This window comes from Christiangramia sediminicola, from assembly GCF_031344135.1.
GTDB lineage: Bacteria > Bacteroidota > Bacteroidia > Flavobacteriales > Flavobacteriaceae > Christiangramia > Christiangramia sediminicola.
Genome location: NZ_JAVJIU010000003.1, coordinates 442,643 through 466,023, shown reverse-complemented (window position 1 = coordinate 466,023; position 23,381 = coordinate 442,643). Strand labels below are relative to the sequence as shown.

Annotated in this window: 24 protein-coding genes; 15 read left to right on the top strand and 9 right to left on the bottom strand. The window is 37.3% G+C overall.

Going from position 1 to position 23,381, the window contains the following annotated elements; genetic code table 11:
* Positions 1-145 precede the first annotated feature (145 nt).
* The 3 genes from RE431_RS09410 to RE431_RS09400 all read left to right on the top strand — a co-directional run bounded on the left by RE431_RS09410 (position 146) and on the right by RE431_RS09400 (position 1,974).
* Positions 146-358 carry a hypervirulence associated TUDOR domain-containing protein gene (locus RE431_RS09410; protein ID WP_309561731.1) on the top strand — a complete coding sequence of 71 codons (213 nt, stop codon included), beginning with the start codon at positions 146-148 and terminating at the stop codon, positions 356-358.
* Positions 359-411: 53 nt separating this feature from the next.
* Positions 412-1,032, top strand: coding sequence for an L-threonylcarbamoyladenylate synthase (locus RE431_RS09405; protein WP_309561730.1), 621 nt, complete (start codon positions 412-414; stop codon positions 1,030-1,032).
* Positions 1,033-1,137: 105 nt separating this feature from the next.
* Positions 1,138-1,974, top strand: a complete 837-nt coding sequence (locus RE431_RS09400; protein WP_309561729.1) for an alpha/beta fold hydrolase — start codon at positions 1,138-1,140, stop codon at positions 1,972-1,974.
* A 45-nt stretch (positions 1,975-2,019) separates the two neighbouring features.
* Here RE431_RS09400 and RE431_RS09395 read toward each other — a convergent pair whose 3' ends face one another.
* The 4 genes from RE431_RS09395 to RE431_RS09380 form a co-directional block, all read right to left on the bottom strand.
* On the bottom strand, positions 2,020-3,120 hold the full coding sequence (locus RE431_RS09395; RefSeq protein WP_309561728.1) for a neutral zinc metallopeptidase: 1,101 nt from the start codon (positions 3,118-3,120) through the stop codon (positions 2,020-2,022).
* Between the two features lie 127 nt (positions 3,121-3,247).
* On the bottom strand, positions 3,248-4,093 hold the full coding sequence (locus tag RE431_RS09390) for an OmpA/MotB family protein (RefSeq protein WP_309561727.1): 846 nt from the start codon (positions 4,091-4,093) through the stop codon (positions 3,248-3,250).
* A 97-nt stretch (positions 4,094-4,190) separates the two neighbouring features.
* Positions 4,191-5,183 (bottom strand): glycosyltransferase, encoded by a 993-nt coding sequence (locus RE431_RS09385; RefSeq protein WP_309561726.1) that lies wholly within the window; start codon positions 5,181-5,183, stop codon positions 4,191-4,193.
* Positions 5,180-5,629 (bottom strand): type I restriction enzyme HsdR N-terminal domain-containing protein, encoded by a 450-nt coding sequence (locus RE431_RS09380; protein ID WP_309561725.1) that lies wholly within the window; start codon positions 5,627-5,629, stop codon positions 5,180-5,182. Before RE431_RS09380 ends, RE431_RS09385 begins: the two co-directional genes overlap by 4 nt.
* An 83-nt stretch (positions 5,630-5,712) precedes the next feature.
* Between RE431_RS09380 and holA the strand changes: the two genes are divergently transcribed.
* From holA to RE431_RS09335, 9 genes are all read left to right on the top strand, one after another.
* Positions 5,713-6,717: a DNA polymerase III subunit delta gene (gene holA / locus RE431_RS09375; RefSeq protein WP_309561724.1), complete on the top strand. Its 1,005-nt coding sequence runs from the start codon at positions 5,713-5,715 to the stop codon at positions 6,715-6,717.
* A gap of 2 nt (positions 6,718-6,719) precedes the next feature.
* Complete coding sequence (gene menA, locus RE431_RS09370; protein WP_309561723.1) at positions 6,720-7,622, top strand: 1,4-dihydroxy-2-naphthoate octaprenyltransferase; 903 nt, start codon at positions 6,720-6,722, stop codon at positions 7,620-7,622.
* A 92-nt stretch (positions 7,623-7,714) separates the two neighbouring features.
* Positions 7,715-8,395 (top strand): metal-dependent hydrolase, encoded by a 681-nt coding sequence (locus RE431_RS09365; RefSeq protein ID WP_309561722.1) that lies wholly within the window; start codon positions 7,715-7,717, stop codon positions 8,393-8,395.
* The gene (locus tag RE431_RS09360; protein ID WP_309561721.1) at positions 8,396-9,430 is read left to right on the top strand and encodes an o-succinylbenzoate synthase; all 1,035 of its coding nucleotides are present in this window, start codon (positions 8,396-8,398) and stop codon (positions 9,428-9,430) included.
* Between the two features lie 6 nt (positions 9,431-9,436).
* Positions 9,437-10,384, top strand: coding sequence for a CPBP family intramembrane glutamic endopeptidase (locus RE431_RS09355; protein ID WP_309561720.1), 948 nt, complete (start codon positions 9,437-9,439; stop codon positions 10,382-10,384).
* Between the two features lie 68 nt (positions 10,385-10,452).
* Entirely contained in the window at positions 10,453-10,959 is a 507-nt protein-coding gene (locus RE431_RS09350; protein ID WP_309561719.1) for an LVIVD repeat-containing protein, read from the top strand.
* A gap of 5 nt (positions 10,960-10,964) precedes the next feature.
* Positions 10,965-11,705 carry an LVIVD repeat-containing protein gene (locus tag RE431_RS09345; RefSeq protein WP_309561718.1) on the top strand — a complete coding sequence of 247 codons (741 nt, stop codon included), beginning with the start codon at positions 10,965-10,967 and terminating at the stop codon, positions 11,703-11,705.
* A gap of 124 nt (positions 11,706-11,829) precedes the next feature.
* The gene (locus tag RE431_RS09340; RefSeq protein WP_309561717.1) at positions 11,830-12,927 is read left to right on the top strand and encodes an AMP-binding protein; all 1,098 of its coding nucleotides are present in this window, start codon (positions 11,830-11,832) and stop codon (positions 12,925-12,927) included.
* Between the two features lie 11 nt (positions 12,928-12,938).
* Entirely contained in the window at positions 12,939-14,270 is a 1,332-nt protein-coding gene (locus RE431_RS09335; RefSeq protein WP_309561716.1) for a M24 family metallopeptidase, read from the top strand.
* Positions 14,271-14,281: 11 nt separating this feature from the next.
* Here RE431_RS09335 and RE431_RS09330 read toward each other — a convergent pair whose 3' ends face one another.
* The 5 genes from RE431_RS09330 to RE431_RS09310 form a co-directional block, all read right to left on the bottom strand.
* Positions 14,282-14,704 carry a DoxX family protein gene (locus tag RE431_RS09330; protein WP_309561715.1) on the bottom strand — a complete coding sequence of 141 codons (423 nt, stop codon included), beginning with the start codon at positions 14,702-14,704 and terminating at the stop codon, positions 14,282-14,284.
* An 87-nt stretch (positions 14,705-14,791) separates the two neighbouring features.
* Positions 14,792-16,534: a glycoside hydrolase family 13 protein gene (locus tag RE431_RS09325; protein WP_309561714.1), complete on the bottom strand. Its 1,743-nt coding sequence runs from the start codon at positions 16,532-16,534 to the stop codon at positions 14,792-14,794.
* A 62-nt stretch (positions 16,535-16,596) separates the two neighbouring features.
* A complete protein-coding gene (locus RE431_RS09320) occupies positions 16,597-18,243 on the bottom strand; it encodes a M1 family metallopeptidase (protein WP_309561947.1) in 1,647 nt (548 codons plus the stop codon).
* On the bottom strand, positions 18,224-19,105 hold the full coding sequence (locus RE431_RS09315; protein WP_309561713.1) for a hypothetical protein: 882 nt from the start codon (positions 19,103-19,105) through the stop codon (positions 18,224-18,226). The genes RE431_RS09320 and RE431_RS09315 overlap by 20 nt, the downstream gene beginning before the upstream one ends.
* A 1-nt stretch (position 19,106) precedes the next feature.
* Positions 19,107-20,735 carry an acyl-CoA carboxylase subunit beta gene (locus tag RE431_RS09310; protein WP_309561712.1) on the bottom strand — a complete coding sequence of 543 codons (1,629 nt, stop codon included), beginning with the start codon at positions 20,733-20,735 and terminating at the stop codon, positions 19,107-19,109.
* Between the two features lie 185 nt (positions 20,736-20,920).
* Here RE431_RS09310 and RE431_RS09305 point away from each other — a divergent pair, with 185 nt between their 5' ends.
* The 3 genes from RE431_RS09305 to ettA all read left to right on the top strand — a co-directional run bounded on the left by RE431_RS09305 (position 20,921) and on the right by ettA (position 23,347).
* Positions 20,921-21,100, top strand: coding sequence for a CAL67264 family membrane protein (locus RE431_RS09305; protein WP_309561711.1), 180 nt, complete (start codon positions 20,921-20,923; stop codon positions 21,098-21,100).
* Between the two features lie 9 nt (positions 21,101-21,109).
* Positions 21,110-21,589 carry a DinB family protein gene (locus tag RE431_RS09300; protein WP_309561710.1) on the top strand — a complete coding sequence of 160 codons (480 nt, stop codon included), beginning with the start codon at positions 21,110-21,112 and terminating at the stop codon, positions 21,587-21,589.
* A 66-nt stretch (positions 21,590-21,655) separates the two neighbouring features.
* The gene (ettA, locus tag RE431_RS09295) at positions 21,656-23,347 is read left to right on the top strand and encodes an energy-dependent translational throttle protein EttA (protein ID WP_309561709.1); all 1,692 of its coding nucleotides are present in this window, start codon (positions 21,656-21,658) and stop codon (positions 23,345-23,347) included.
* Positions 23,348-23,381: the final 34 nt, after the last annotated feature.

The following is a 23,381-nucleotide window of genomic DNA, read 5'->3' as shown; positions in this document are numbered from 1 at the left end:
GATCCTTATTAAGGATCTCTTTTTTTGTCCCAAATCTAAATGCTGCCAAAAATTCCCAATTGTTAAAAATCCTGTAAATTCAATGGCTTCAACGTATTTCTGGATGAAAATATGACTTATATTTTTTATCTTGAAGAGAAAAAAGATGATACGAGAAGGAAGTACAGTAAAATGGAAATGGGGAAACGGAACTGCTAAAGGAAAAGTGATTTCCAGTTACACGAAAAAGGTTACCAAACAAATTGATGGAAGTGATATTACCAGGGAAGGTGAAGAAGGTAATAAGGCATTATATATTGAACAGGAAGATGGAGCAAAAGTCCTGAAACTTGAAAGTGAGGTTGAGAATGTAAAATAGGTCTTGCTGAAAATTCAGAAAGATTATTATCAATAAGAGTTAAATATTCGATTATGGCTGAATTACTGCGCATTTACGACGAGAACCCGGCTCCAAAACACATTAAAAAAGTAGTTGACACCTTAAGAAACGGAGGTCTCATCATTTATCCTACCGATACTATTTATGGATTGGGTTGTGATATTACCAATGTTTCTGCATTAGAAAAGATCGCACAGATAAAAAAGGTGAAACTGGAAAAAGCTAATTTCTCTTTTGTTTGTGAAGACTTAAGCAATCTTTCAGATTATGTGAAGCAAATTGATACGGCGACTTTCAAGATTCTTAAAAGAACCTTGCCGGGGCCTTATACTTTTATTCTTCCAGGCGGGAATAATCTTCCAAATGTTTTTAAAAAGAAGAAAACTGTAGGGATCAGGATCCCAGATAATAATATTTGTAAAGCGATTGTGAGCGGTCTCGGAAATCCTATTGTATCTACTTCCATTCGTGATGACGACGAGGTATTGGAATACGGTACAGATCCTGAGCTTATTAAGGAGAAATGGGATAATCTGGTTGATATTGTCATCGATGGCGGTTATGGAGATAACATTCCTTCAACGGTAATAGACCTCACCACTCCCGAACCTGAAGTTATTCGAGAAGGCAAGGGGACTATTGATATAATGTAAAAGGATTCTGAAAATTTCATTATTCCCCGTTAATTACGTACTAAAGTTATACTCATATTTTCTAATGACCTGTAACATTCATACTTTAAATAAAAAATGAATGTTATGAGTTATATTGAAACTTCCAGTAAGGAAAAAGGAAAGAATATTAATCTATTTTATGAAGATTACGGTGAAGGAAAGCCTGTGATTTTAATTCACGGTTGGCCTTTAAGTCATCGTATGTGGGAATATCAGGTCAACGAGATCGTAGAAGCCGGTTTTAGATGTATTGCTTATGACCGAAGAGGTTTTGGAGATAGCGACAAACCCTGGACAAACTATGATTACGATAGTTTAGCACAGGATCTTAATGACATTATTACCAATCTCGGGCTTTCTGAAGTTACCATTGTTGGTTTTTCTATGGGTGGTGGAGAAGTGGCCAGATATATTGGTAAATATGGAACGGCTAATCTATCAAAAGCTGCACTGATTTCTGCAGTACCCCCTTTAATGCTCAAGACAGACGATAACCCGGAAGGTCTGGAGCAGGAAGTTTTTGATGGATTTAAAAAGGAGATCAGAAAAGATCGACCGGCGTTCTTGCAAGGATTTGGTAAGCAATTTGTCAATTTTGAAAAGGTTGGAGACAGGATTAGTCAGGAAATGGCAGATTATTATTGGTCTATAGCCTGTAAAGCCTCTCCAAATGCAACTTTGGAGTGTATAGATTCCTTCGGACAGACAGATTTTAGAGAAGACTTGAAGAAATTCGATATTCCTACTCTGGTTGTGCATGGTGATGCAGATCAAATTGTACCCATTGAAATTTCAGGAAAGAAAAGTGCGGATATCATTGCAAATAGCGATTATCACGTGATCGAAGAAGCACCACATGGATTAATACTAACCCATACTGCTGAATTCAATAAGATTCTACTCGACTTTTTAAAGTCATAGATTCATATAAATAATAATAGAAGCCCTCTTTTTGAGGGCTTTTTTTTATTTGATGATATCGTAGTAATCTTCCAAAAAGGCATAATGAACTTGAGATGGCTCCAGAATAGCACCTTTTTTATGAGCGGTATCTGCCAGTTCGTAACCTAACTGTGCAGCAAGTAACCTTTGAGTTGGAGTGCCATGATGATCCATGCTTTCAGTTAAACAGTCGCCAACATTGAAGGAGAGTTTAAAATATTCTTCTATTCTTTTCCAGTTAAATGTCGCTCCTCTTTTATGGGTTAAGTAATAAGCAGCAGCATAATCAGCTTCTAGTTCTGAATATCTTGAGAATTCAGCTGGACCTGCCAGCTGATCTGAAAAATCCCAGCTTTCTGCATATTCAAATTGTGCCTGGTGCCACCACTCATGAGATAAAATCGCGGTAAAGGCCAGGTCTCCATCAATTCCAGTTTCGATGATACTTTGCAATAGTCCGTCTCCGATAACCAGTAAGCCACTGGATCTTGTAAAACCATCAAAGGCGAAGTATGGGTTTTCAGGAAAATTAGATGAAGTTTCATTCAGCTCCAACAATAGGTCAGCTTTTTGATAAGCTTCGGTTCGATTTCTAACCGTCCTGTCAAAACTTTCTATCATATCTGCCAGGATCTCACGATCATTCAATAAAGATGTATGTTGACCATTCAGGTAAATATCACGGTCTATATTCCAAAATTTTTCTAATTCCCGAATTCTTTTTGCGGCCAACTGGTTGTATTCGCCATTCTCTCCATAATAATTGTCGCCCATGTAAAAGGTGACATATTTTCTATTGAGTTCCAGGTAATAGTTAAGCAGGTCGAAATCGAAAACCGGGTCGTTCATAATGCTTTCAAAATAGCCTGATAGAACGATTCCGAAGTCAGTGGTTTCACAAGGCTCAGCAACCAACGCTTCATTCTGAAATCGTTCACTTAAAGAAAATGTGACTGGCTCAGGTTTTGAGAAATATTCGTTCGCTTGTTTGTTTTTGGTCTTTTGTTCCGCAGGAAATTGGTGATTTTGATTTTCAGGCATGGCTTCTTCCCTGGAGCAGGATTGCAATACAAAGGAAAATAGTAGCATACCACAACACCAGATGTATACATCTGTCTTCTTCATAGCATCAAAAATTAGGTGGTTGGTATGCTAAAATTAATATAAAATACTGATTATTAGAATTTTAAGTGTTAAAAATAAAAAAGCCCCGCTAATTGCGAGGCTTTTCTGATAATATAAAATCGATTGCTTATTCTTCGCCAGAAGTAGCTTTTTCCATTCCTTCTTCGATCATACTGTAGAACTGATCTAGCTTAGGAAGAACAACGATTCTTGTTCTTCTGTTCTTAGCACGTCCTTCAGCAGTTTCGTTAGAAGCAACAGGGATGTAATAACTTCTACCTGCAGCAGTCATACGAGCTGGTTCCACTCCAAATTCGTCTTGAAGTACTCTTACTACAGAAGTAGCTCTTTTCACACTTAGATCCCAGTTATCTTCGAACATTGAAGTGCTAATTGGCTTGTTGTCTGTATGACCTTCAACCATAAATTCGATATTTGGTTTGTTTTTTACAACAGTAGCAACTTTACCTAGAACTTCTTTAGCACGTGAAGTAATGTTATAACGACCACTATCAAATAATAATTTATCTGAAATAGAAACGTAAACAACACCTTTTTCTACATTAATTTCAATATCCTCATCGCTAAGATCTCCTAGAGCTCCTTTTAAACTTGTTACAAGAGCAAGAGTTACAGAATCCTTTTTGTTCATAGCATCCTGCATAGAACGGATCGCAAGATCTTTTTCTTTGATGCTCTCTAGAGAACGTTCCATATTTTCAGCCTCTTTCTTAGAAAGTGTAGCAAGATCTCCCACATTATTCAATAGGGCTGCGTTGGTATTATTTAGATTGGAAATTTGACCGTTTAGACGCTCTTTCTCATCAAGACAAGAATTCAATTTTACTGTTGCAGTATTTAATTGATCTTGTGTTTCTCTTTGCTTGGCTTCCAGTTCGTTGTATTTTTTCTGTGAAACACAAGAAGATAGCAGAATGGCAGCTGTTGCCGACAAAAGCATGATTTTTCTCATAACTCGTTTCTTAAATTTTAAATTGTTAGATGAGCCAAAAATATCAAAAAAAATATAAGGTGGAAAGCTATTTTAACATTTCCTTCTTTAATTATTTTTAAAGCTCACTGAACTTGTTTTTTTTCTGAATAAAATGTGCATAGACAACGGAAGAAATTAAATAGTATTTCCTGAAAATGAATTCTTTCGGTCTTTTTTTTCTCATTCTTCCGAAGTGCCTGTAGAAGCTGGCATGTGCTTTTAAAATAGCAAAAAAGTGATTGAATTTTCCATCAAAAATGAACTTGAATGCAGCAATTCCATCCAATATCATTCTGATAAAAAGGATGTAAAAAAGCTTAGCCGGTTCTACATTTTTCAGAAGTAAAAAAAGTCCGTTTCTAAAATTGAAATAGGTTTTTTTAGGATTTAGATGCTCTAAAGTTGCACCGCCAACATGAAATACCCTTGAAGCACTCACATATTTTATTTTATAACCTTTATTTAAAAGTCGCCAGCAAAGATCAATTTCCTCCTGGTGCGCAAAAAAGTCTTCATCTAACCCACCAACTTCTGCAAAGGCATTTTTTCTAATTGCCAGGCAAGCTCCACTTGCCCAGAAGATATATTCATCCTCATTATACTGTCCATGATCTTCTTCCAATTCCTGGAAAATTCGACCTCTACAAAACGGGTATCCATATTTATCAATATATCCGCCGGCTGCACCAGCGTATTCAAAATGATCTTTCTTTTTATAATCAAGGATCTTTGGTTGAATGGCAGCTGTTTCAGGCTCCTTCGAAAAAGTTTCGGCAATAGGTTTTAACCAGTTCTCTGTAACTTCAACATCACTGTTTAATAAGATGTGGATGTCTTCAGGTACATTTTTCAGCGCTAGATTATATCCGCCGGCATAACCAGCATTCACTTTATTGTCTATAATGGTGACTTCAGGAAATTCAGTTTCAAGAAATTTTAAAGAACCATCGCTCGAATCATTATCTGCGACATAGATTTTGGCTTCTTTAGAATGCTGAATTACCGATGGAAGAAATTGCTTTAGGAGTTCCTTACCGTTCCAGTTTAATATGACTACCGCTATTTTCATGCTCTGGAATATTCAGGAATATCTTTCAGGAAAAGATAGTTTTCATTTTCATAATCCATTTTACAAAAATAATGTTCTAGCCCATTGGTAACCATAAGGTAATTTGCCTTTAGCGTCAGGTTATATCTCGCGATCTGGTCAAAAGTATCCTGATTGATCTTTATTTTAGGTGCCTTACATTCCACAATTAGCTGAATATTTCCGTCGGGCTCAAAAACCACAATATCATATCTTTTGGTCAATCCGGCGATCTTTAATTGCTTCTCCACATTGATAAGACTTAGCGGATAATTTTTTTCAATTTGCAAAAAGCGAACGCAATTCTGGCGTACCCATTCTTCCGGGGTAAGGATCACGAATTTTTTCCTGAGATCATCAAAAACAGCTATTTTATTTTGATTATTTTTGAACCGAAATGAATATTGAGGGAAATTCAATTTTTGCATGTTTCAAAAGTAATAAACAATATTACAGGCTTGCAATTTACTTTTTTAGAATTCTTTCAGCATAAACCGCCGCAAAATTCCGCATGGACGAAGCCAAACAGATTGTAAACGATATTCAGAAAGGAAATATTAAGCCAATTTATTTCCTCATGGGCGAAGAGCCTTATTACATAGACAGAATCTCAGATTTTATTGAAGAAAATGTTTTATCTGAAGAAGAGCGTGGCTTTAACCAAATGCTTATCTACGGAAGAGATACCAGTATAGATGATATTGTGAGCAATGCCAAGCGTTACCCGATGATGGCTGAAAGGCAGGTGGTGATCGTCAAGGAAGCCCAGGATCTTTCCAGATCCATTGAAAAACTAGTTGATTATGCCGAAAACCCTCAGCCAACCACGGTTTTGGTTGTATGCTATAAATACAAGAAAATAGATAAGCGTAAAAAGCTTTATAAGGCGGTTAATAAATCTGGAGTTCTGTTTGAAGGCAAAAGATTATATGAAAACCAGGTGGGAAGCTGGATCACTGGAAATTTAAAAAGCAGAGGTTATTCAATTTCTCCAAAAGCTTCTCAAATGCTTGTAGAATTCCTGGGAACCGATCTTGGGAAAATAGACAACGAACTGGATAAATTAAGCCTGATCTGTCCGCAGGGAACTACGATAAGCCCGGAAATAATTGAGGAGAATATCGGGATTAGTAAGGATTTCAACAATTTCGAGCTTCGTAAGGCGATTGGGGAAAAAGATTCATTGAAGGCACATAGAATTATTAATTATTTCTCTCAAAATCCAAAAGACAACCCGATGGTTGTTACCATTTCGCTCTTGTTCTCTTATTTTTCACAGATACTGCAATATCATGGCTTGAATGATAAGTCAAAAGGAGTTGTTGCTAAACAATTGAAAATAAGCCCATATTTTGTTAGTGATTACGCTGTGGCTGCCAGAAATTATCCGATGAAAAAGGTGAGCCAGGCTATCAGTCTGCTTCAGGAAACAGATGTAAAAAGTAAAGGAGTAGGGGCGACTAATGTTTCTCAGGGCGACCTTTTAAAGGAACTTCTAGTAAAAATAATGAATTAAGAATGAGTAGAATTTCATCATGGATAAACGCCGCTAGGCTAAGAACCCTACCTCTTTCAATATCCGGAATTCTAGTTGGAAGCAGTATTGCCGCTTTTGAAGGTTATTTTGATATTGCCATCTTTAGCCTGGCTTTAGGAACTACACTCGGACTTCAAATTTTATCCAATTTCGCCAATGATTATGGTGACGGGGTAAAAGGTACAGATAACGAAGATAGAATAGGGCCGGCAAGAGCGATTCAGAGTGGATTGATCACTCATAAGGATATGAAATTGGCCATGGTGATCACCGCATCAGCTACATTATTGCTGGCGGTGCTTTTGATCTATGCCTCTTTCGGAAGTGAGAAATTACTATCGGCCTTAGTATTCTTTCTTTTAGGTGTTGGAGCGATTATCGCAGCCATTAAGTATACCGTTGGAAATACGGCCTATGGTTATAAAGGCTTTGGCGATATTTTCGTCTTCGTGTTTTTCGGACTTGTCTCGGTATACGGATCTTATTACCTGTACAGCCATGATCACGAATTAATCAGCATATTTCCAGCAATTGCTATTGGTTTTTTAAGTGTGGCTGTGCTTAATTTAAACAATCTTCGTGATCGTATTTCAGATGAAAAAGCAGGGAAAATAACTCTGATCGTAAAAATGGGTGATAAAAAAGGAAAGGATTATCATTATTTCTTAATTCTTGGAGCCTTATTCTTTTTACTGGTTTATTCAGTAATCAATTCTTCTGAATTGAACGATCTTATTTATTTATTCGCTTTCATTCCGTTATTTCTTCATCTAAAAAGAGTGGTTACCAATAAAGATTCAAGAAAACTGGATCCTGAATTAAAAGTAGTCGCACTTTCTACATTTGCCATTTCCCTGTTATTTGCATTGGGCCTCATCTGGTAAGTTTCCGATTAAGTTTAACAAAATTATATATTCACGCTTTCAGAGATTTTTGCGTGAATCCTTATTTTTATTGAAAACCGAAAAATAAGATTATGGAAATTACCTTTTACGGTCAGAATACACTGGCACTGAAAATTGGAGAAATCAATGTTCTTGTAGATCCTTTTATTACAGGAAACGATCTTTCAAAAGATAAAGTAGATATAAAAGATCTCAAAGCAGATTATATTTTGCTTACTCATGCTCACCAGGATCATATTCTGGATGCTGAAGCAATAGCCAAGAATACCGGCGCAGTGATCGTAAGCAATTTTGAGATTGCAAATCATTATGAAGAGAAAGGTTTTGAGGTGCATCCTATGAATCACGGCGGAAGCTGGGACTTTGAATTTGGGAAAGTTAAGTACGTTAATGCTATCCATACCAGTTCATTTCCAGACGGAAGTTATGGAGGACAGCCTGGAGGCTTTGTGATTGAAGGTGAACATAAGAATATTTATATTGCCGGAGATACGGCCTTGACAATGGATATGAAATTAATTCCGTTACATACCAAACTAGACATAGCTGTACTTCCAATCGGTGACAATTTTACAATGGGCGTGGATGATGCCATTATCGCCAGTGATTTTATTGAATGCGATAAAATTATAGGTTGTCATTATGATACCTTTGGTTATATTGAAATTGATCATGAAGAAGCTAAAAAGAAATTTTACGAGAAAGGGAAAGATCTAATGTTACTGGACATTGGAGAATCTATAGAACTATAAATGACGGCATCTTACAAAAAGTATATTTTAAATTTTAAACGCCCTAGCGGAACATCGCGGGGCGTTCTTACTGAAAAAGAAACCTGGTTTCTAAAAATTTCTGAGGGTGATAATTTCGGAATAGGAGAATGCGGAATTTTGAGAAGTCTTAGTTATGATGATCGCCCCGATTATGAAGAGAAACTAAAATGGGTTTGCAATAATATCAATATCGGTAAAGAAATGCTCTGGGAAGAACTCAGAGAATTTCCAAGTATTCAATTTGGTGTGGAAATGGCCTTCAAAAGTCTTGAAGCTGAAGATCCCTTTGAATTATTCCCTTCAGATTTTACCACGGGGAAAGATGCGATCCCAATAAACGGACTTATCTGGATGGGAGATAAAAGCTTCATGAAAGAGCAGATTTCAGAAAGGATCGAAGCTGGTTTTAATTGCATTAAACTGAAGATTGGAGCTATCGATTTTGAAACGGAGGTCGATCTTATTCGTTCGATCCGGGACAACTTTTCAGAAGATGAAATTGAATTAAGAGTTGATGCTAATGGTGCATTTAGTACAGAAGAAGCACTAAGCAAACTTGAAATACTTTCCAGGTTTAAACTTCACAGCATAGAACAGCCAATAAAGCAGGGTCAGATTGAATCCATGGCAGAACTATGTAAAAAAACACCCTTGCCAATTGCACTGGATGAAGAGCTAATTGGGGTTACTTCTGTAACAGATAAGGAAGAACTCATACAAACAATAAAGCCTCAATATGCTATTTATAAGCCTAGTTTAATTGGAGGTTTTAAAGGAACTGAGGAGTGGATAGAGGTTTGCGTTGCAAATAATGTAGATTGGTGGATCACCAGTGCGCTGGAAAGTAATATTGGATTAAACGCTATCTCCCAATTCACCTACACCTTAGATTCCAATTTACCGCAAGGACTTGGGACTGGAAGTTTATATACCAATAATATTGAAAGTCCTCTGGAAGTCGAAAATGGAAAGATATGTTACAACCCTACAAAGAAGTGGGAAATAAATTATTGATATAAAATGTTTATAGCTCAAGCTTTCAAATTTAAACACGACCTCTGGAGATATATTATTGGCGTGATCATAGTTATTGCAGGTGTGTTTATTGGTCAGATCCCGCTAACTGTTGCGCTTTTCATGGAAATAGGGGTTGAAGAAGCAGTGACGCTTACAGAAGGTCAGATGATGACTGCACTAGATTCCAATTACTTTTTGTTCCTCATGCTTTTGTCTTTTGCAGTAGCTCTTGTTTTTCTATTTGTTGCTGTAAAGAATGTGCATAAGCAAACATTGGTATCTCTAACTACTTCACGGGAAAAAATAGATTGGGGAAGATTCTGGTTTGCCTTTGGACTGGTAAGTATTTTTATAGTACTTACCACGATAGGAGATTATTACTCAAACCCGCAGGATTATCAATGGAATTTTGACCTGATACCATTTCTCATTTTATTTGTAATTGCAGTTGTCATGGTGCCTTTACAAACCAGTTTTGAAGAGTATTTCTTCCGGGCTTATTTAATGCAGGGGATTGGAGTTTTAAGCCGAAATCGCTGGTTACCATTGATCATTACTTCAGTCGTTTTTGGGGGGTTACACTTTTTCAATCCTGAAGTAACCAAACTGGGAAATATTATCATGATCTATTATATAGGAACTGGTTTCATGCTGGGAATTATGGCATTGATGGATGAAGGGATAGAGCTGTCTCTTGGATTTCATGCCGCCAATAACCTTTTAACAGCATTACTGGTTACTGCAGACTGGACTGCTTTTCAAACCAATTCTATCTTCAAGGACATTTCAGAACCATCTGCAGGATGGGATGTACTTATTCCTGTTTTGATAATTTATCCGTTATTCTTATTTATAATGGCGAAAAAATATAAATGGACAGACTGGAAAGGGAAATTATTCGGAAAGGTAGAAAAACCTGAGCCTGTTCATAATGATGATTTTATCTATTAGGTTGATTTTAAATAGGTAACACGCAACCAATCTGGTTTTTCTGTATCTTATTTAAAACTAACCATATCATGAGGAAAATTCTGCTCCTGTTTTTTTTAAGTCTTATACTTCAGTCTTGCTTGTATAGAAATAATGAGGGACGTTGGACTACAGATCCTGCTGAAAGTGCTTTTGAACCCGTTACGGTAGATAGAGAAACATTTGAAAGTACGATCGCTATTAGTGGACCCAGAGAAATAGAGAGAGCAGGGAAGATTTATGTGAACGGTGATATGGTTTATATCAACGAAGTGAATATAGGATTTCATGTTCTGGATAACCGTGATCCCGAGAACCCTGAAAATATTTCCTTTATAGAAATTCCTTTAGCCACAGATCTCGCCATAAGAAATAATACCATCTATGTACATCATGCAGTAGACCTGGTTGCGATGCATTACAATTTAGGTTCTATTGAAATCGTTCATCGCGAACGGAATGTTTTTCCAAGGCTGAATTCTCCAGACGGATTTCTCGCCGAAGATTTTGACCTGGAAGAAGATCAAATAATAATCGGTTATCAAACCAGAAATTAAGAGATATGAAAAAGTTAGCTGTTCTTTTGTTTTTTGGATTTTTGATGTCTTGTAGTACAGATAATGCTACGGGTCCCAATGGCGATGCTAAAGGCGACGGAACTGGTGGTTCCCTGGCAAGATTTACCCTGGCTGGAGATTATCTATATACGGTAGACGATCAGTCTTTAAGAATTTTTGATATTAGTAATCGTGATAAGCCCGAATTCGTCAATGAAAAATATATAGGTTTTGATATCGAGACACTTTATAGTCTTGGAGAAAATCTTTTTGTTGGTAGCAGGCTGGGAATGTTTATCTATGATATTTCAGATCCTGAATTTCCTTTACAACTTTCGGAGGTGCAACATGTGAGAAGTTGCGATCCTGTGGTTTCTGACGGTTCTTATGCCTATGTAACTTTGCATACGAATGTTACCTGTGAAGGAATCGTGAATCAGCTGGAAATTTATGATGTAGAAAACCCGATGGATCCAACATTGCTGAATACCATTCAAATGGATCGGCCTATTGGTTTAGGACTCTACGGTGATAATTTATTAGTGACAGATGAAGGTGTGGTTCGTATTTTCGATGTGACAATTCCTGCCGTGCCAGATTTGATTGGCGGAATTCCAGTAGATGGATTCGATTTAATTATCAAACAAGATCATCTTTACGTTATAGGTCCGGAAGCCCTTTACCAGTACCGCTTAAACTCCGAGAATGTTGAAGATTTCGAAAACCTGAGTAAATTCACTTTCTAAGTTTTCAACACATTTCAGTTCTATCTTAGCACCTGATATCCTAAATGTTTCAGAAGTTATTTAAGAATTTCATTGCAATTTGTTAACTTTCAGTATTAAGTTATTTATCAACTTAGTTTGAAGTATGACAGGCAAATACAAAATACCTGAAACTCATCCTGATTTTAGGCTTAATAAGCAGCATTTTAATAATGCTGAGCTTAGACATATCGCTTACAGTTATATTAAAGAAGGAGAGCCATTTGAACAGCAAATCGGTAGTTTTTTATTGGATTGGCTAAAACCGGTTTCTTATATAGAAGTTAGTACATCAGGTTCTACAGGAACCCCGAAAAAAATAAGGTTAGAAAAGCAGCATATGATAAATTCTGCCCTGGCCACATCTAAATTTTTTAAACTTCCGGCTCATACTACGGCATTAATGTGTTTGCCTGCAGAATATATTGCAGGTAAAATGATGCTTGTTCGAGCTATGTTTTTGGGCTGGCATTTAGATACCGTCCCACCTTCATCCAATCCTTTAGACCAGGTCTTTAAAGTTTATGACTTTTCTGCCATGACGCCTTTTCAGTTAGATAATTCTATTGCACGCTTACATCTGGTAAAGAAGATGATCATTGGTGGTGGCGTGGTTTCAACGAGGATTGCAAAAATGCTGACTGATGTAGATTCCAAGATTTATGAGACTTACGGGATGACCGAAACCTGCAGTCATATTGCTGCCAGGAGATTGAATCCGACCAAGAAGAGAAAATCTGCAAGGTCTTTCAAGTTATTACCCAATGTGAGTATTTCGCAAGATGATCGTGGTTGTCTTATCATAAAAGCACCAAATATTTTGGATGAAGAGATTGTCACTAATGATGTTGTTGAGATCATTACTTATAAAAAGTTTATCTGGAAAGGTAGATTTGATAACGTCATCAATTCTGGAGGTATAAAATTATATCCCGAAGAAATTGAAAGAAAACTGAATAAAGTTCTGGATCACAGGTTTTTTGTGACTTCTATGCCAGATGATTCCTTGGGAGAAAAGTTAGTTCTTTTCGTAGAAGATGATTTTTCGGAAGAAACCCTGGATGACCTGCAAAAATCTCTTGGTGGACTAAAATCTCTTGACAAATACGAGAAACCTAAAAAGATCTATTTGATCGAAAAATTTGAAGAAACTCCTAACGGAAAAATTCACCGTGAAAATACACTAAAAAGTAAGGTGAGTTAAACCCCAGATACATGAAAAAAATATTAATGCTTTTGGTGCTAATATCTACCACTATAGCCCAAAGCCAGATACTTGCCGAACGCGAACGCTCAAAAGTAATAGATCAGATTTTAGCTGAAAGATTTAATCAGGTTCTTCCCGAATTGATGGATAGAACCGAAATTGATATGTGGATAGTCATCGCGCGGGAGTATAACGAAGATCCGGTGCTAAGAACTATGCTGCCTTCTACCTGGCTAAACGCCCGAAGAAGGACAATTTTAGTTTTTAATCGCAGCAATGCTGAAGATACGATAGAAAAATTAGCCATCGCGAGGTATAATATAGGCGATAATATAGAGTCTGCATGGAATAAGGAAGAGCAGCCCGATCAATGGAAAGCCTTGATAGATATAATCAAGGAGAGAGATCCGGAAAGCATTGGATTGAACATTTCAGAAAATTTTGGAATAGCCGATGGACTTGTCAAAACAGATTATGATGAATTCATGCAAGTTCTGCCGGAAGATTTTCAGGATAGGATTGTTTCGGCGGAAGACCTTGCCGTGGGATGGATAGAGACCAGGACATTAAGGGAAATGGTGATCTATAGTTCACTGGTAGAAACCACTCATTCAATAATCGAGGAAGCATTCAGTAAGAACGTGATCGAGCCGGGTATTACCACTACAGATGATGTAGTTTGGTGGATGAGACAGAAAGTTACAGAACTTGGACTTGAAACATGGTTTCATCCAACTGTAGATATCCAGCGTACCAATGAAGAGCTGATAGATCATATTACTGCGTTTTCAGACGAGAATGGAAGCGATGTGATCTTACATGGAGATCTTTTGCATTGCGATTTCGGAATAACTTATTTAAGGTTAAATACAGATTGCCAGCAAATGGCTTACGTTCTAAAGGCTGAAGAGACCAAGGCTCCTGATTTTCTGGTGGAGGCTTTTCAAAAGGGAAATCAATTGCAGGATATCCTGACCTCTAATTTTGAAACTTCTCAAACCGGAAATGAGATATTAAGTAAAAGTCTGGCGGAAGCAAAAGATCAGGGTTTGAAAGCATCCATATATACTCATCCGTTAGGATTATACGGTCACTCTGCGGGACCAACTATAGGGATGTGGGATCAACAAGGTGGTGTACCGGGAACGGGCGATTATCCGCTATATGAAAATACGGTTTATGCCATCGAGCTAAATACAGAAGTTGAGCTGGACGAATGGGGTAAAAGTATCAGGATCATGCTGGAAGAGGCAGGTTTCTGGGGAGAGGACGGGTTTAGATATGTAAATCAAAGACAAAGAGATCTTATGCTCATCCCTTCGGAAAAAGCTAGCAATTAAAATTTACAGGCCTAATATCCCATTTTCATCATATAATCTGCGGAATGTTTTCCGGAGCCATAGAAAATGAAAAAAATGGTAAATGCAGATACTACAAGTGCTAGAATAAGATTTGATGCTTGCATAACTCCGAAGAAATTTATCAGAATCGCGCCAATTAGAATTGGTATTTGTACGATCAGCGCCCAGCGAGTTAATAATCCGAAGGCGATCAAAATTCCTCCTACCAGATGAACTGATGCAACATAATGAACAACAAGCATCGTTCCGGCAAATCCTTTTAAGGGATCTATCAGTTCGACAAGAGTTTCAGTCTGAGAGATGAAGTTAACGCCTTTGATAAAGAAAAAGACACCAAGGGCAACCCTTAGTAGATCCAGCCAATAATATGTATGTGCATTGGCCCATTTATTAAGTGATTTTATACTTAACATAATGGAAAAAATTTACATTAATTTACGAAAAATCAATGTAACTACCTGTTTAAATGCTGATTATTAGAATCTTATGTTTTTTTTTGTTTAATAATTGAATATAAGAGCCTGATATGGTTTTAATGTAAGCTTAGAATTTTTCCTCTGAACCTCTGAATAATTATTAATCAATAATTCAGGTTTTGAGAATTTTTCCGGAAGCTCGATCGAAGTGTTTTCCGTAGAGAAATTCAGGAGAATTAACATTTTTTGATCATCCAGCTCACGTGTATATGCATAGACATTCTTGTTATCAGGTAATATTAATTGATAATCTCCATAAACCAGAACCGGATTCTCCATTCTTAATTTTACAATTTCCCTAAAATAGTTCAGGCAGCTGTTGGGATCATTATTTTGCGTTTGAACATTGATTTCTTCGAAATTTTCATTTATCGGTAGCCAGGGAGTACCTGTCGTAAATCCTGCATTATCAGAATTGTCCCACTGCATTGGTGTTCGACCATTATCACGTGAAAGAAATTTTAATTCAGCCATGTATTGATCGATATCACCACCCTCATTAATGGTCTTTTCATAACCATTTTTAGCGACGATGTCTTGGTACTGGCTTATTGAATCAAAGCCAATATTGGTCATTCCCAGTTCATCCCCATAATATACGTAAGGCGTGCCCCTCATTGTAAGAATAAAAGTATTGAGCATTTTGGAAGAAGCCGCACGAAATTCAGGACTGTCAATACCAAATTTGGAAACCATTCTGGGAACATCATGGTTTGCAAGGAAGATAGATAACCAGCCTTCTTTGGCAAAAGCGCTATCCCATTTTGTATAGACTTCTTTAAATTCAGATAATTTATAGCCTTCAAGGCTGTTCCCAACGTCCATTCCCTTAAAATGATAGGCCATCTGCAATTCATTCCTGTCGGCATCTACTAAGGAGTGTGCATCTTCAAAATTGCTTCCGGCACCTTCAGAAACTGCGAATACATCGTACTTGCTTAAAACTTCCTGGTTCAATTCTTTAAGGTACTTATGAAGATTGGGTCCCATTCCGTAGTATTTTATCACGTCCTTTTCGTAGCCTTCAGGGAGAGGAGGGAAGGTGGTGTCTTTAGATACAAATTGAAAGGCGTCTAACCGGAATCCATCCACACCTTTTTCTGCCCAGAATTTCATTATATCGTAAACTTCCTGTCTTACTTTTGGATTCTCCCAATTAAGATCTGGTTGTTTTTTTGAGAAATAATGCAGGTAGTAGGCATTGGTGATCGAATCGTATTTCCATGCTTCCCCCTTAGGGTCGAACAAACTGTAGCGGTAATTAGGTTCTCCTTTTTCCGCAGGCCACCAGTGATAATAATCGCGATAAGGATTGTCCCTGGATTTTCTTGATTCCTGAAACCATTCATGTTCATCACTACTATGGTTCACCACCACGTCCATGACAAATTTGATATCCCTTTTATGCATTTCGCTGAGCATAAGATCAAATTCCTCCATGGTTCCGAATTCATCCATGATAGCGCGGTAATCACTAATGTCATAACCGTTATCTGCATTCGGAGAACTGTAAATGGGATTCAGCCAAACCATATTCACCCCAAGACTGTCAATATAGTCCAGTTTCTGAATAATACCTTTTAAATCACCAACACCGTCTCCATTAGTATCCTTAAAACTTCTGGGGTATATCTGGTAGATCACTGCTTCCTTCCACCATTCTTTTTGAATGTTAGAAACTTCAGGTTCTTCGGCTTCCTCTTTTTTGTCGTCATTACAAGAGGCAAAAAGGAAAAATATAGCAAGGCAGAATATTAAATTTTTCATAGTGACCACTATCATATTGGTTTGCAATATGTAATGTAGAAAAATTTAATTGAAGCCAAAGATTATTTTATAATCTCGCTCTCGATATAGAATTCCAAATCATTCACTTCGAGTTCATCCAGCTCCTCTCCGGTTTCATAAGACTGCCATTCTGAAGTAGCATTGAATCTTATTTCTTCCTCATCGATGATCACATCAACAGGCATTTTGAAATTTACGACATCTGCCTTCCAGCGATATCTAATAAAGTCATCACCTTGTTGCAACTGAAGCACTGGAAGTGGTGCATGTCTTAAATATTGATCGAAAACAGGTTGAAGATCTATTTCTGTCGCATTATTGAAAAAATCTTCGGTATCTGCTGAGGTAATTGTCTGATGTCTAAAAGTCTTTGTGTAATCCCTGAAAGTATCCCACCATAATTCATCATTATCATAAATACTTCGAATCATATTCAGCAGATTGGCACCTTTGTAATACATATCTCCAGATCCTTCGGCATTTACTCCATACTCTCCTATGATCGTTGCGGTATTGGAAATATTCTGTCTTATTCCTCTAATATATTTTAAGGCATCTTCTTTTCCCCATTCACATTCAATAAAAATAGATTCGGTATAACTGGTAAATCCTTCATGAATCCACATGTCTGCAATATCTTTGGAAGTGATACTGTTGCCGTACCATTCGTGGCCAGATTCGTGGATGATGATAAAATCCCATTTTAGGCCAATTCCTGTACCAGAAAGATCATTTCCAAGGTAACCTTTCAGATATTTATTTCCGTAAGCCACAGCGCTCTGATGTTCCATTCCTAAATATGGAGTTTCGACAAGTTTATACCCATCCTCCTCAAAAGGATAAGGTCCCATTTTATCATAAAAACAGGCCATCATTGGTTTTACTTCTTCAAACTGTTTTTTAGCCTTTTCTAAATTGTATGGTAGTACATAGTAATCCAGATCAAGATCCTGGAATTTATCTGAAAAATGCTCGTAGTTCCCAATATTGATCATAATGTTATAATTATTGATCGGGCTTACTACTTTCCAGCTCCATTCGGTATATCCGTTTCCAAGGTTCTTTTCACCGAGAAATCTACCGTTTGAAACATTCATCAATCCATTAGGAACTGCAATGTCAAGCTGAGCTTCTTCAGGCTCATCGCTTTGATGATCCTTGTTTGGATACCATAAACTTGCACCTGTTCCCTGAACTGCAACACCAATCCACGGATTTCCATCCTTATCCTGTGACCAGACAAAACCTCCATCCCAGGGCGCATTTTCAGCTACTTTAGGTTTTCCATGATAATAGAATTCGATAGAATCTGATGTGCCTTTTGATAGCGCTTTCTCAAAATTGATAAAAACGGCGTTGTACTTTCGCTCATATTTCAAGTCAATTCCGTTGTGCATTATAGAATCGATCTGCATATTTTCAAAAAAATCCAGTTGCATTACCGGCATATTCTCTTTAACTGAAAAACTAATAAGGTTGGAACCTGTTATTGATTTTGTTTCAGGATCTACCTTTAATTTCAAATGATATTTCTGAACATCGTAATTCGTTCTTTCCGGTCTTAGAGAGCCTCTTAAAGTATCGGCTTCAGTATAATTGGAGTGATTATCTCCAACTACCTGTGCATAATTAATGGAACAGGTTAAAATCAGGAGAATGCAGATGATCTTATTCTGGGTGTACCACATATAATATTGCATTTGGATCTTCTTCAAGTTTTTTATTCAGGGAAGTTGTAAGTTCATTGAAACTTTTCAGGTTTGTTCCCTTACAAACCCCATAAGAATAATGATATTTTAATAATTCGAGATCTTTTTCGGTTAATACCCTATATGAGTTGCAGTTGGATAATATGCTTTCACAATCGAGTTTTTTACTGGAACCAAAATACCCGAGGGATTTAAAAAAGTGATATTTCAATAAATTTTCTTTAAGCAGATTATTTTTGACAACAGCTGTATTAATTTTTAAACTTCCTTTAGTGATCTGGCTTATTCCATTCCAGTGAATATAATAACCACTTTTGTTTCCAATTCTAGGTTCATAATCAATGTTATGATCCTCATTTAAATAATAAACCAGGTAATTGCTCTTCTCTTTAATAAAATTTCTGCTGATATTTAGGGAATCAACCTCATTTGACAATTTTTTAGCAAATCCCATCAAATATTTGGTATCTGCTTCTGGAACACTTTCGTCAAAATAGATTCGAATATCTTCTTTCCAATATTTCATGAATCTGGAAGAATCAACCTTTTTATCAGTATGGTAAGCAACATTCATATAGGTTTCGAGGAAATCTTCATCTTTTTGCTCATATCGCACCTTTTTTAAATTCTCCCCAGCGAATGGATCAAAACTCATAGGTACCTCCACCATTGTATCGCCGTTAATTACTTTAACTCTGGATGAATCAGAAACTTCCTTAAAGTGTTCAATATAGGCTTGCTTCGGAATAAATTTTCTTGAATACGTATTTTGGATTGTATCCTGAGCGATGCCTTGTAAGCTGAGCATCAGGATGAGTCCAATTATCAGGTTTTTAATCATATCAGGTTTGGATTACTCCCATGTTAAAATCTTTTTCGATCGGGGCGTGGTTTGCAGCTTCAATTCCCATAGAGATCCATTTTCTAGTGTCTAAAGGATCTATTATTGCATCTGTCCAGATTCTTGCTGCGGCATAATAAGCAGAAGTTTGCTCATCGTATTTTGCCTTAAGCTTCTCAAAAACTTCTTTTTCCTTTTCTTCATCAACTTTTTCGCCCTTTTTCTCCATAGAAGCAGTTTCTATCTGAGCTAAAACTTTTGCAGCCTGAGTACCACCCATCACGGCAAGTTCAGCACTTGGCCAGGCAGCAATCAGCCTTGGATCATACGCTTTTCCGCACATGGCATAATTTCCAGCTCCGTAGGAATTCCCGATAACGATAGTAAATTTTGGAACGACAGAATTACTTACCGCATTCACCATTTTAGCACCATCCTTAATGATACCTCCATGTTCACTTTTACTTCCCACCATAAATCCGGTAACATCCTGTAGAAATACCAACGGGATTTTTTTCTGATTACAATTTGCAATGAAACGAGTGGCTTTGTCAGCCGAATCTGAATAGATCACACCGCCAAACTGCATTTCACCTTTTTTGGTCTTTACGATCTTACGCTGGTTGGCCACGATTCCAACTGCCCAGCCATCGATACGGGCATAGCCGGTAATAATCGTTTGGCCATAACCTTCTTTATATTCTTCAAATTCAGAATTATCTACTAATCTTTCAATGATCTTATGCATGTCATATTGATCACTTCTTTTCTTTGGTAGGATTCCGTAGATCTCTTCTGGATTTTCCTTTGGCTTCACAGGCTTTTTGTAGTTGTATCCGGCTTTGTCAAAATCACCGATTTTATCCATAATGTTCTGGATCTTGGTTAAGGCATCCTCATCATCTTTAGCCTTATAATCTGTAACTCCACTAATTTCAGAATGTGTAGTGGCACCTCCAAGAGTTTCATTATCTATAGATTCTCCAATCGCAGCCTTTACCAGGTAACTTCCCGCAAGGAAAATACTTCCTGTTTTTTCTACGATAAGAGCTTCATCGCTCATGATTGGAAGATAAGCTCCACCGGCGACACAACTACCCATAACGGCAGCGATCTGCGTGATGCCCATACTGCTCATTACCGCGTTATTCCTGAAAATTCTTCCAAAATGTTCTTTATCTGGAAAGATCTCATCCTGCATTGGCAGATAAACTCCGGCGCTATCTACAAGGTATATAATAGGTAGTCTATTTTCTATGGCAATCTCCTGAGCTCTCAGGTTTTTCTTTCCTGTGATTGGAAACCATGCTCCGGCTTTTACTGTTGCATCATTGGCAACTACGATACACTGCTTTCCTGAAACATGACCAATTTTTACCACAACACTTCCACTAGGACATCCGCCATGTTCTTCATACATTCCTTCCCCTGCAAAGGCACCAATCTCGATCGCTTTCTCATTATCATCTAAAAGAAAGTCAATTCGCTCTCTGGCAGTCATTTTTCCTTTGGAGTGATGTTTTTCAATTCTCTTTTCACCACCACCTAATTTTACTTTCGCAAGCTTCTGTCTTAGAGTTGAAACCAAAAGCTTATTATGATCTTCATTCTTATTGAAGTTGATATCCATTATTTTGAACTTTTTACAATAATTCGACTGTTTTAATGTGATTAATTTTAAATTAATCTGATTTCTGAAGAAATTTTGTGAATTTTAATTCAGAAATGGCTTTTGGCTAAAATACAAAATCGCATCAATTTTTAGGTTTAAAAGAATCATTAAAAATTAGACGATATTTGTATAAAACAGAACAGATGGCAATGAATAAAAATACCATTTTTGGATGGGCGTCATTTTTAACCTTCCTGGTTGGTACCGCACTGGTACTTTTAGGAGTTTTAAAATATAGGGATTACGCGATCGGTTTTTCCGTAACCGGTATCGGTTTTTTCTTTATTTCGTGGGTATTTAATGCCTTGAAGGGTAGAGTTTAAAATTCTGATATGAAAACGGGGAAAACAGAAAGAGATCAATTGGTGAAACATTTAGAAGGCGGACTGGCGTATGCGTCAATCGAAAGTTTTCTTGATGCGATACCTTTTGATAAGGTTGGCGTGAGGCCTAAAGGTTTGCCTTATTCTTTTTATGAGGTTTTTTATCATATGTTTTTTGCGCAGAAGGATATTCTGAATTACGCTGTTGCAGATGATTATCAGCCACATAACTGGCCCGATGATTACTGGCCGGAAAACCCTTTTCCGGAAAGTGAGGAAGACTGGGAAGATTTGAAAGCAGACTTTTTTGAAGACAGAAGGCTTCTCAAAGAACTTATTCTAAACGAGGAGAAGAATCTTAGTGAACCAGTTCAAAATTCTAAAGAACATAGTCTATTCAGGGAGATTTTGCTGGTCATTGAGCATTCAGCCTATCACACAGGTCAATTACTCATAATTCAAAGATTATTGGGTATTTATGATAATTGATTTCTGTGAAAAATTCAGGATATTTGCATCCTTGTAGAATTATAAAATCTAAAATTTCGAAAATATATGTCAGATGATAATAAAGTGATCTTTTCAATGTCTGGAGTAACCAAGACCTTTCCGAAGGCGAATACTCCAGTGTTGAAAAATATCTATCTAAGTTTCTTTTATGGGGCTAAGATCGGGATCCTTGGTTTAAACGGTTCTGGTAAATCTACTTTGCTGAACATCATTGCTGGTAGAGATCAGAATTTCCAGGGAGATGTTGTTTTTTCTCCAAATTATAGTGTGGGAATGCTGGAGCAGGAACCTGAGCTTGATGAAGATAAAACTGTTCTTGAGGTAGTTAAGGAAGGTGTGGCTGAAACTGTTGCCGTTCTTGATGAATATAATAAGATCAACGATATGTTTGGTCTTCCGGAAGTTTATGAAGATGCAGATAAGATGCAAAAGCTTATGGATAAGCAGGCTGAACTTCAGGATAAAATAGACGCGAACAATGCGTGGGAATTAGATACCAAGCTGGAAATTGCGATGGATGCTCTTAGAACTCCAGAACCTGATAAGAAAATTTCAGTTCTTTCTGGAGGTGAGCGTAGAAGGGTAGCGCTTTGTAGATTATTGCTTCAGGAGCCGGATGTATTGCTTCTGGATGAGCCTACCAACCACCTTGATGCTGAATCTGTGCATTGGTTAGAGCATCATTTACAACAATATAAGGGAACTGTGATCGCTGTAACTCACGACCGTTATTTCCTGGATAATGTTGCCGGTTGGATACTTGAACTTGACAGGGGAGAAGGAATTCCATGGAAAGGGAACTATTCTTCCTGGTTAGATCAAAAATCTAAAAGACTGGCTCAGGAACAAAAGCAGGCGAGTAAACGTCAGAAAACTCTGGAGCGCGAGCTTGAATGGTCTCGTATGAGCCCTAAGGGAAGACAGACGAAACAGAAAGCGAGGCTAAAGAATTATGATAAGCTTTTGAGCCAGGATCAAAAGCAAATGGATGAAAAGCTGGAAATCTATATTCCAAATGGACCACGTCTTGGTACTAATGTGATCGAAGCTGAAGGAGTAAGCAAGGCTTTTGGAGATAAATTACTTTATGAAGACCTTAAATTCAACCTGCCTCAGGCTGGAATTGTTGGAATTATTGGTCCGAATGGTGCTGGTAAAACTACGATCTTTAAAATGATCATGGGTGAAGAAGAGCCAGATAAGGGTAGTTTTAAAGTTGGGGAGACGGCAAAGATCGCTTACGTAGATCAGAGTCATGCTAATATAGATCCTGAAAAAACGATCTGGCAAAACTTTAGTGATGAGCAGGAACTTATCATGATGGGTGGTCGCCAGGTGAATTCAAGAGCTTACTTGAGTCGATTCAATTTCAGCGGAAGTGAGCAGAATAAAAAAGTGAATATGCTTTCTGGTGGAGAAAGAAACCGACTGCATTTAGCCATGACCTTGAAAGAAGAAGGTAACGTTTTACTTCTGGATGAGCCTACCAATGATCTTGACGTAAATACGTTAAGAGCACTGGAAGAAGGTCTGGATAACTTTGCCGGTTGTGCCGTGGTTATTTCTCACGACCGTTGGTTCCTTGATAGAATTTGTACACATATCCTTGCATTTGAAGGAGACTCTCAGGTATATTTCTTTGAAGGTAGCTTCTCAGACTATGAAGAAAATAAGAAGAAGCGTTTAGGTGGTGATGTTATGCCGAAACGTATCAAATACAAAAAACTAGTTCGATAATTTCGAACTGAATATTAAACAAAAAAGGAGCGAA

Bases quoted from the DNA above. Each gene is read 5' to 3' on its own strand.
- RE431_RS09320 (WP_309561947.1), bottom strand. From the start codon at position 18,243: ATGTGGTACACCCAGAATAAGATCATCTGCATTCTCCTGATTTTAACC.
- RE431_RS09325 (WP_309561714.1), bottom strand. From the start codon at position 16,534: ATGAAAAATTTAATATTCTGCCTTGCTATATTTTTCCTTTTTGCCTCT.
- RE431_RS09330 (WP_309561715.1), bottom strand. From the start codon at position 14,704: ATGTTAAGTATAAAATCACTTAATAAATGGGCCAATGCACATACATAT.
- RE431_RS09300 (WP_309561710.1), top strand. From the start codon at position 21,110: ATGAAAACGGGGAAAACAGAAAGAGATCAATTGGTGAAACATTTAGAA.
- RE431_RS09355 (WP_309561720.1), top strand. From the start codon at position 9,437: ATGTTTATAGCTCAAGCTTTCAAATTTAAACACGACCTCTGGAGATAT.
- RE431_RS09395 (WP_309561728.1), bottom strand. From the start codon at position 3,120: ATGAAGAAGACAGATGTATACATCTGGTGTTGTGGTATGCTACTATTT.
- RE431_RS09305 (WP_309561711.1), top strand. From the start codon at position 20,921: ATGGCAATGAATAAAAATACCATTTTTGGATGGGCGTCATTTTTAACC.
- RE431_RS09360 (WP_309561721.1), top strand. From the start codon at position 8,396: ATGACGGCATCTTACAAAAAGTATATTTTAAATTTTAAACGCCCTAGC.
- RE431_RS09315 (WP_309561713.1), bottom strand. From the start codon at position 19,105: ATGATTAAAAACCTGATAATTGGACTCATCCTGATGCTCAGCTTACAA.
- RE431_RS09310 (WP_309561712.1), bottom strand. From the start codon at position 20,735: ATGGATATCAACTTCAATAAGAATGAAGATCATAATAAGCTTTTGGTT.
- RE431_RS09385 (WP_309561726.1), bottom strand. From the start codon at position 5,183: ATGAAAATAGCGGTAGTCATATTAAACTGGAACGGTAAGGAACTCCTA.
- RE431_RS09345 (WP_309561718.1), top strand. From the start codon at position 10,965: ATGAAAAAGTTAGCTGTTCTTTTGTTTTTTGGATTTTTGATGTCTTGT.
- holA (WP_309561724.1), top strand. From the start codon at position 5,713: ATGGACGAAGCCAAACAGATTGTAAACGATATTCAGAAAGGAAATATT.
- RE431_RS09335 (WP_309561716.1), top strand. From the start codon at position 12,939: ATGAAAAAAATATTAATGCTTTTGGTGCTAATATCTACCACTATAGCC.
- RE431_RS09380 (WP_309561725.1), bottom strand. From the start codon at position 5,629: ATGCAAAAATTGAATTTCCCTCAATATTCATTTCGGTTCAAAAATAAT.
- RE431_RS09340 (WP_309561717.1), top strand. From the start codon at position 11,830: ATGACAGGCAAATACAAAATACCTGAAACTCATCCTGATTTTAGGCTT.
- RE431_RS09410 (WP_309561731.1), top strand. From the start codon at position 146: ATGATACGAGAAGGAAGTACAGTAAAATGGAAATGGGGAAACGGAACT.
- RE431_RS09350 (WP_309561719.1), top strand. From the start codon at position 10,453: ATGAGGAAAATTCTGCTCCTGTTTTTTTTAAGTCTTATACTTCAGTCT.
- RE431_RS09400 (WP_309561729.1), top strand. From the start codon at position 1,138: ATGAGTTATATTGAAACTTCCAGTAAGGAAAAAGGAAAGAATATTAAT.
- RE431_RS09365 (WP_309561722.1), top strand. From the start codon at position 7,715: ATGGAAATTACCTTTTACGGTCAGAATACACTGGCACTGAAAATTGGA.
- RE431_RS09405 (WP_309561730.1), top strand. From the start codon at position 412: ATGGCTGAATTACTGCGCATTTACGACGAGAACCCGGCTCCAAAACAC.
- ettA (WP_309561709.1), top strand. From the start codon at position 21,656: ATGTCAGATGATAATAAAGTGATCTTTTCAATGTCTGGAGTAACCAAG.
- menA (WP_309561723.1), top strand. From the start codon at position 6,720: ATGAGTAGAATTTCATCATGGATAAACGCCGCTAGGCTAAGAACCCTA.
- RE431_RS09390 (WP_309561727.1), bottom strand. From the start codon at position 4,093: ATGAGAAAAATCATGCTTTTGTCGGCAACAGCTGCCATTCTGCTATCT.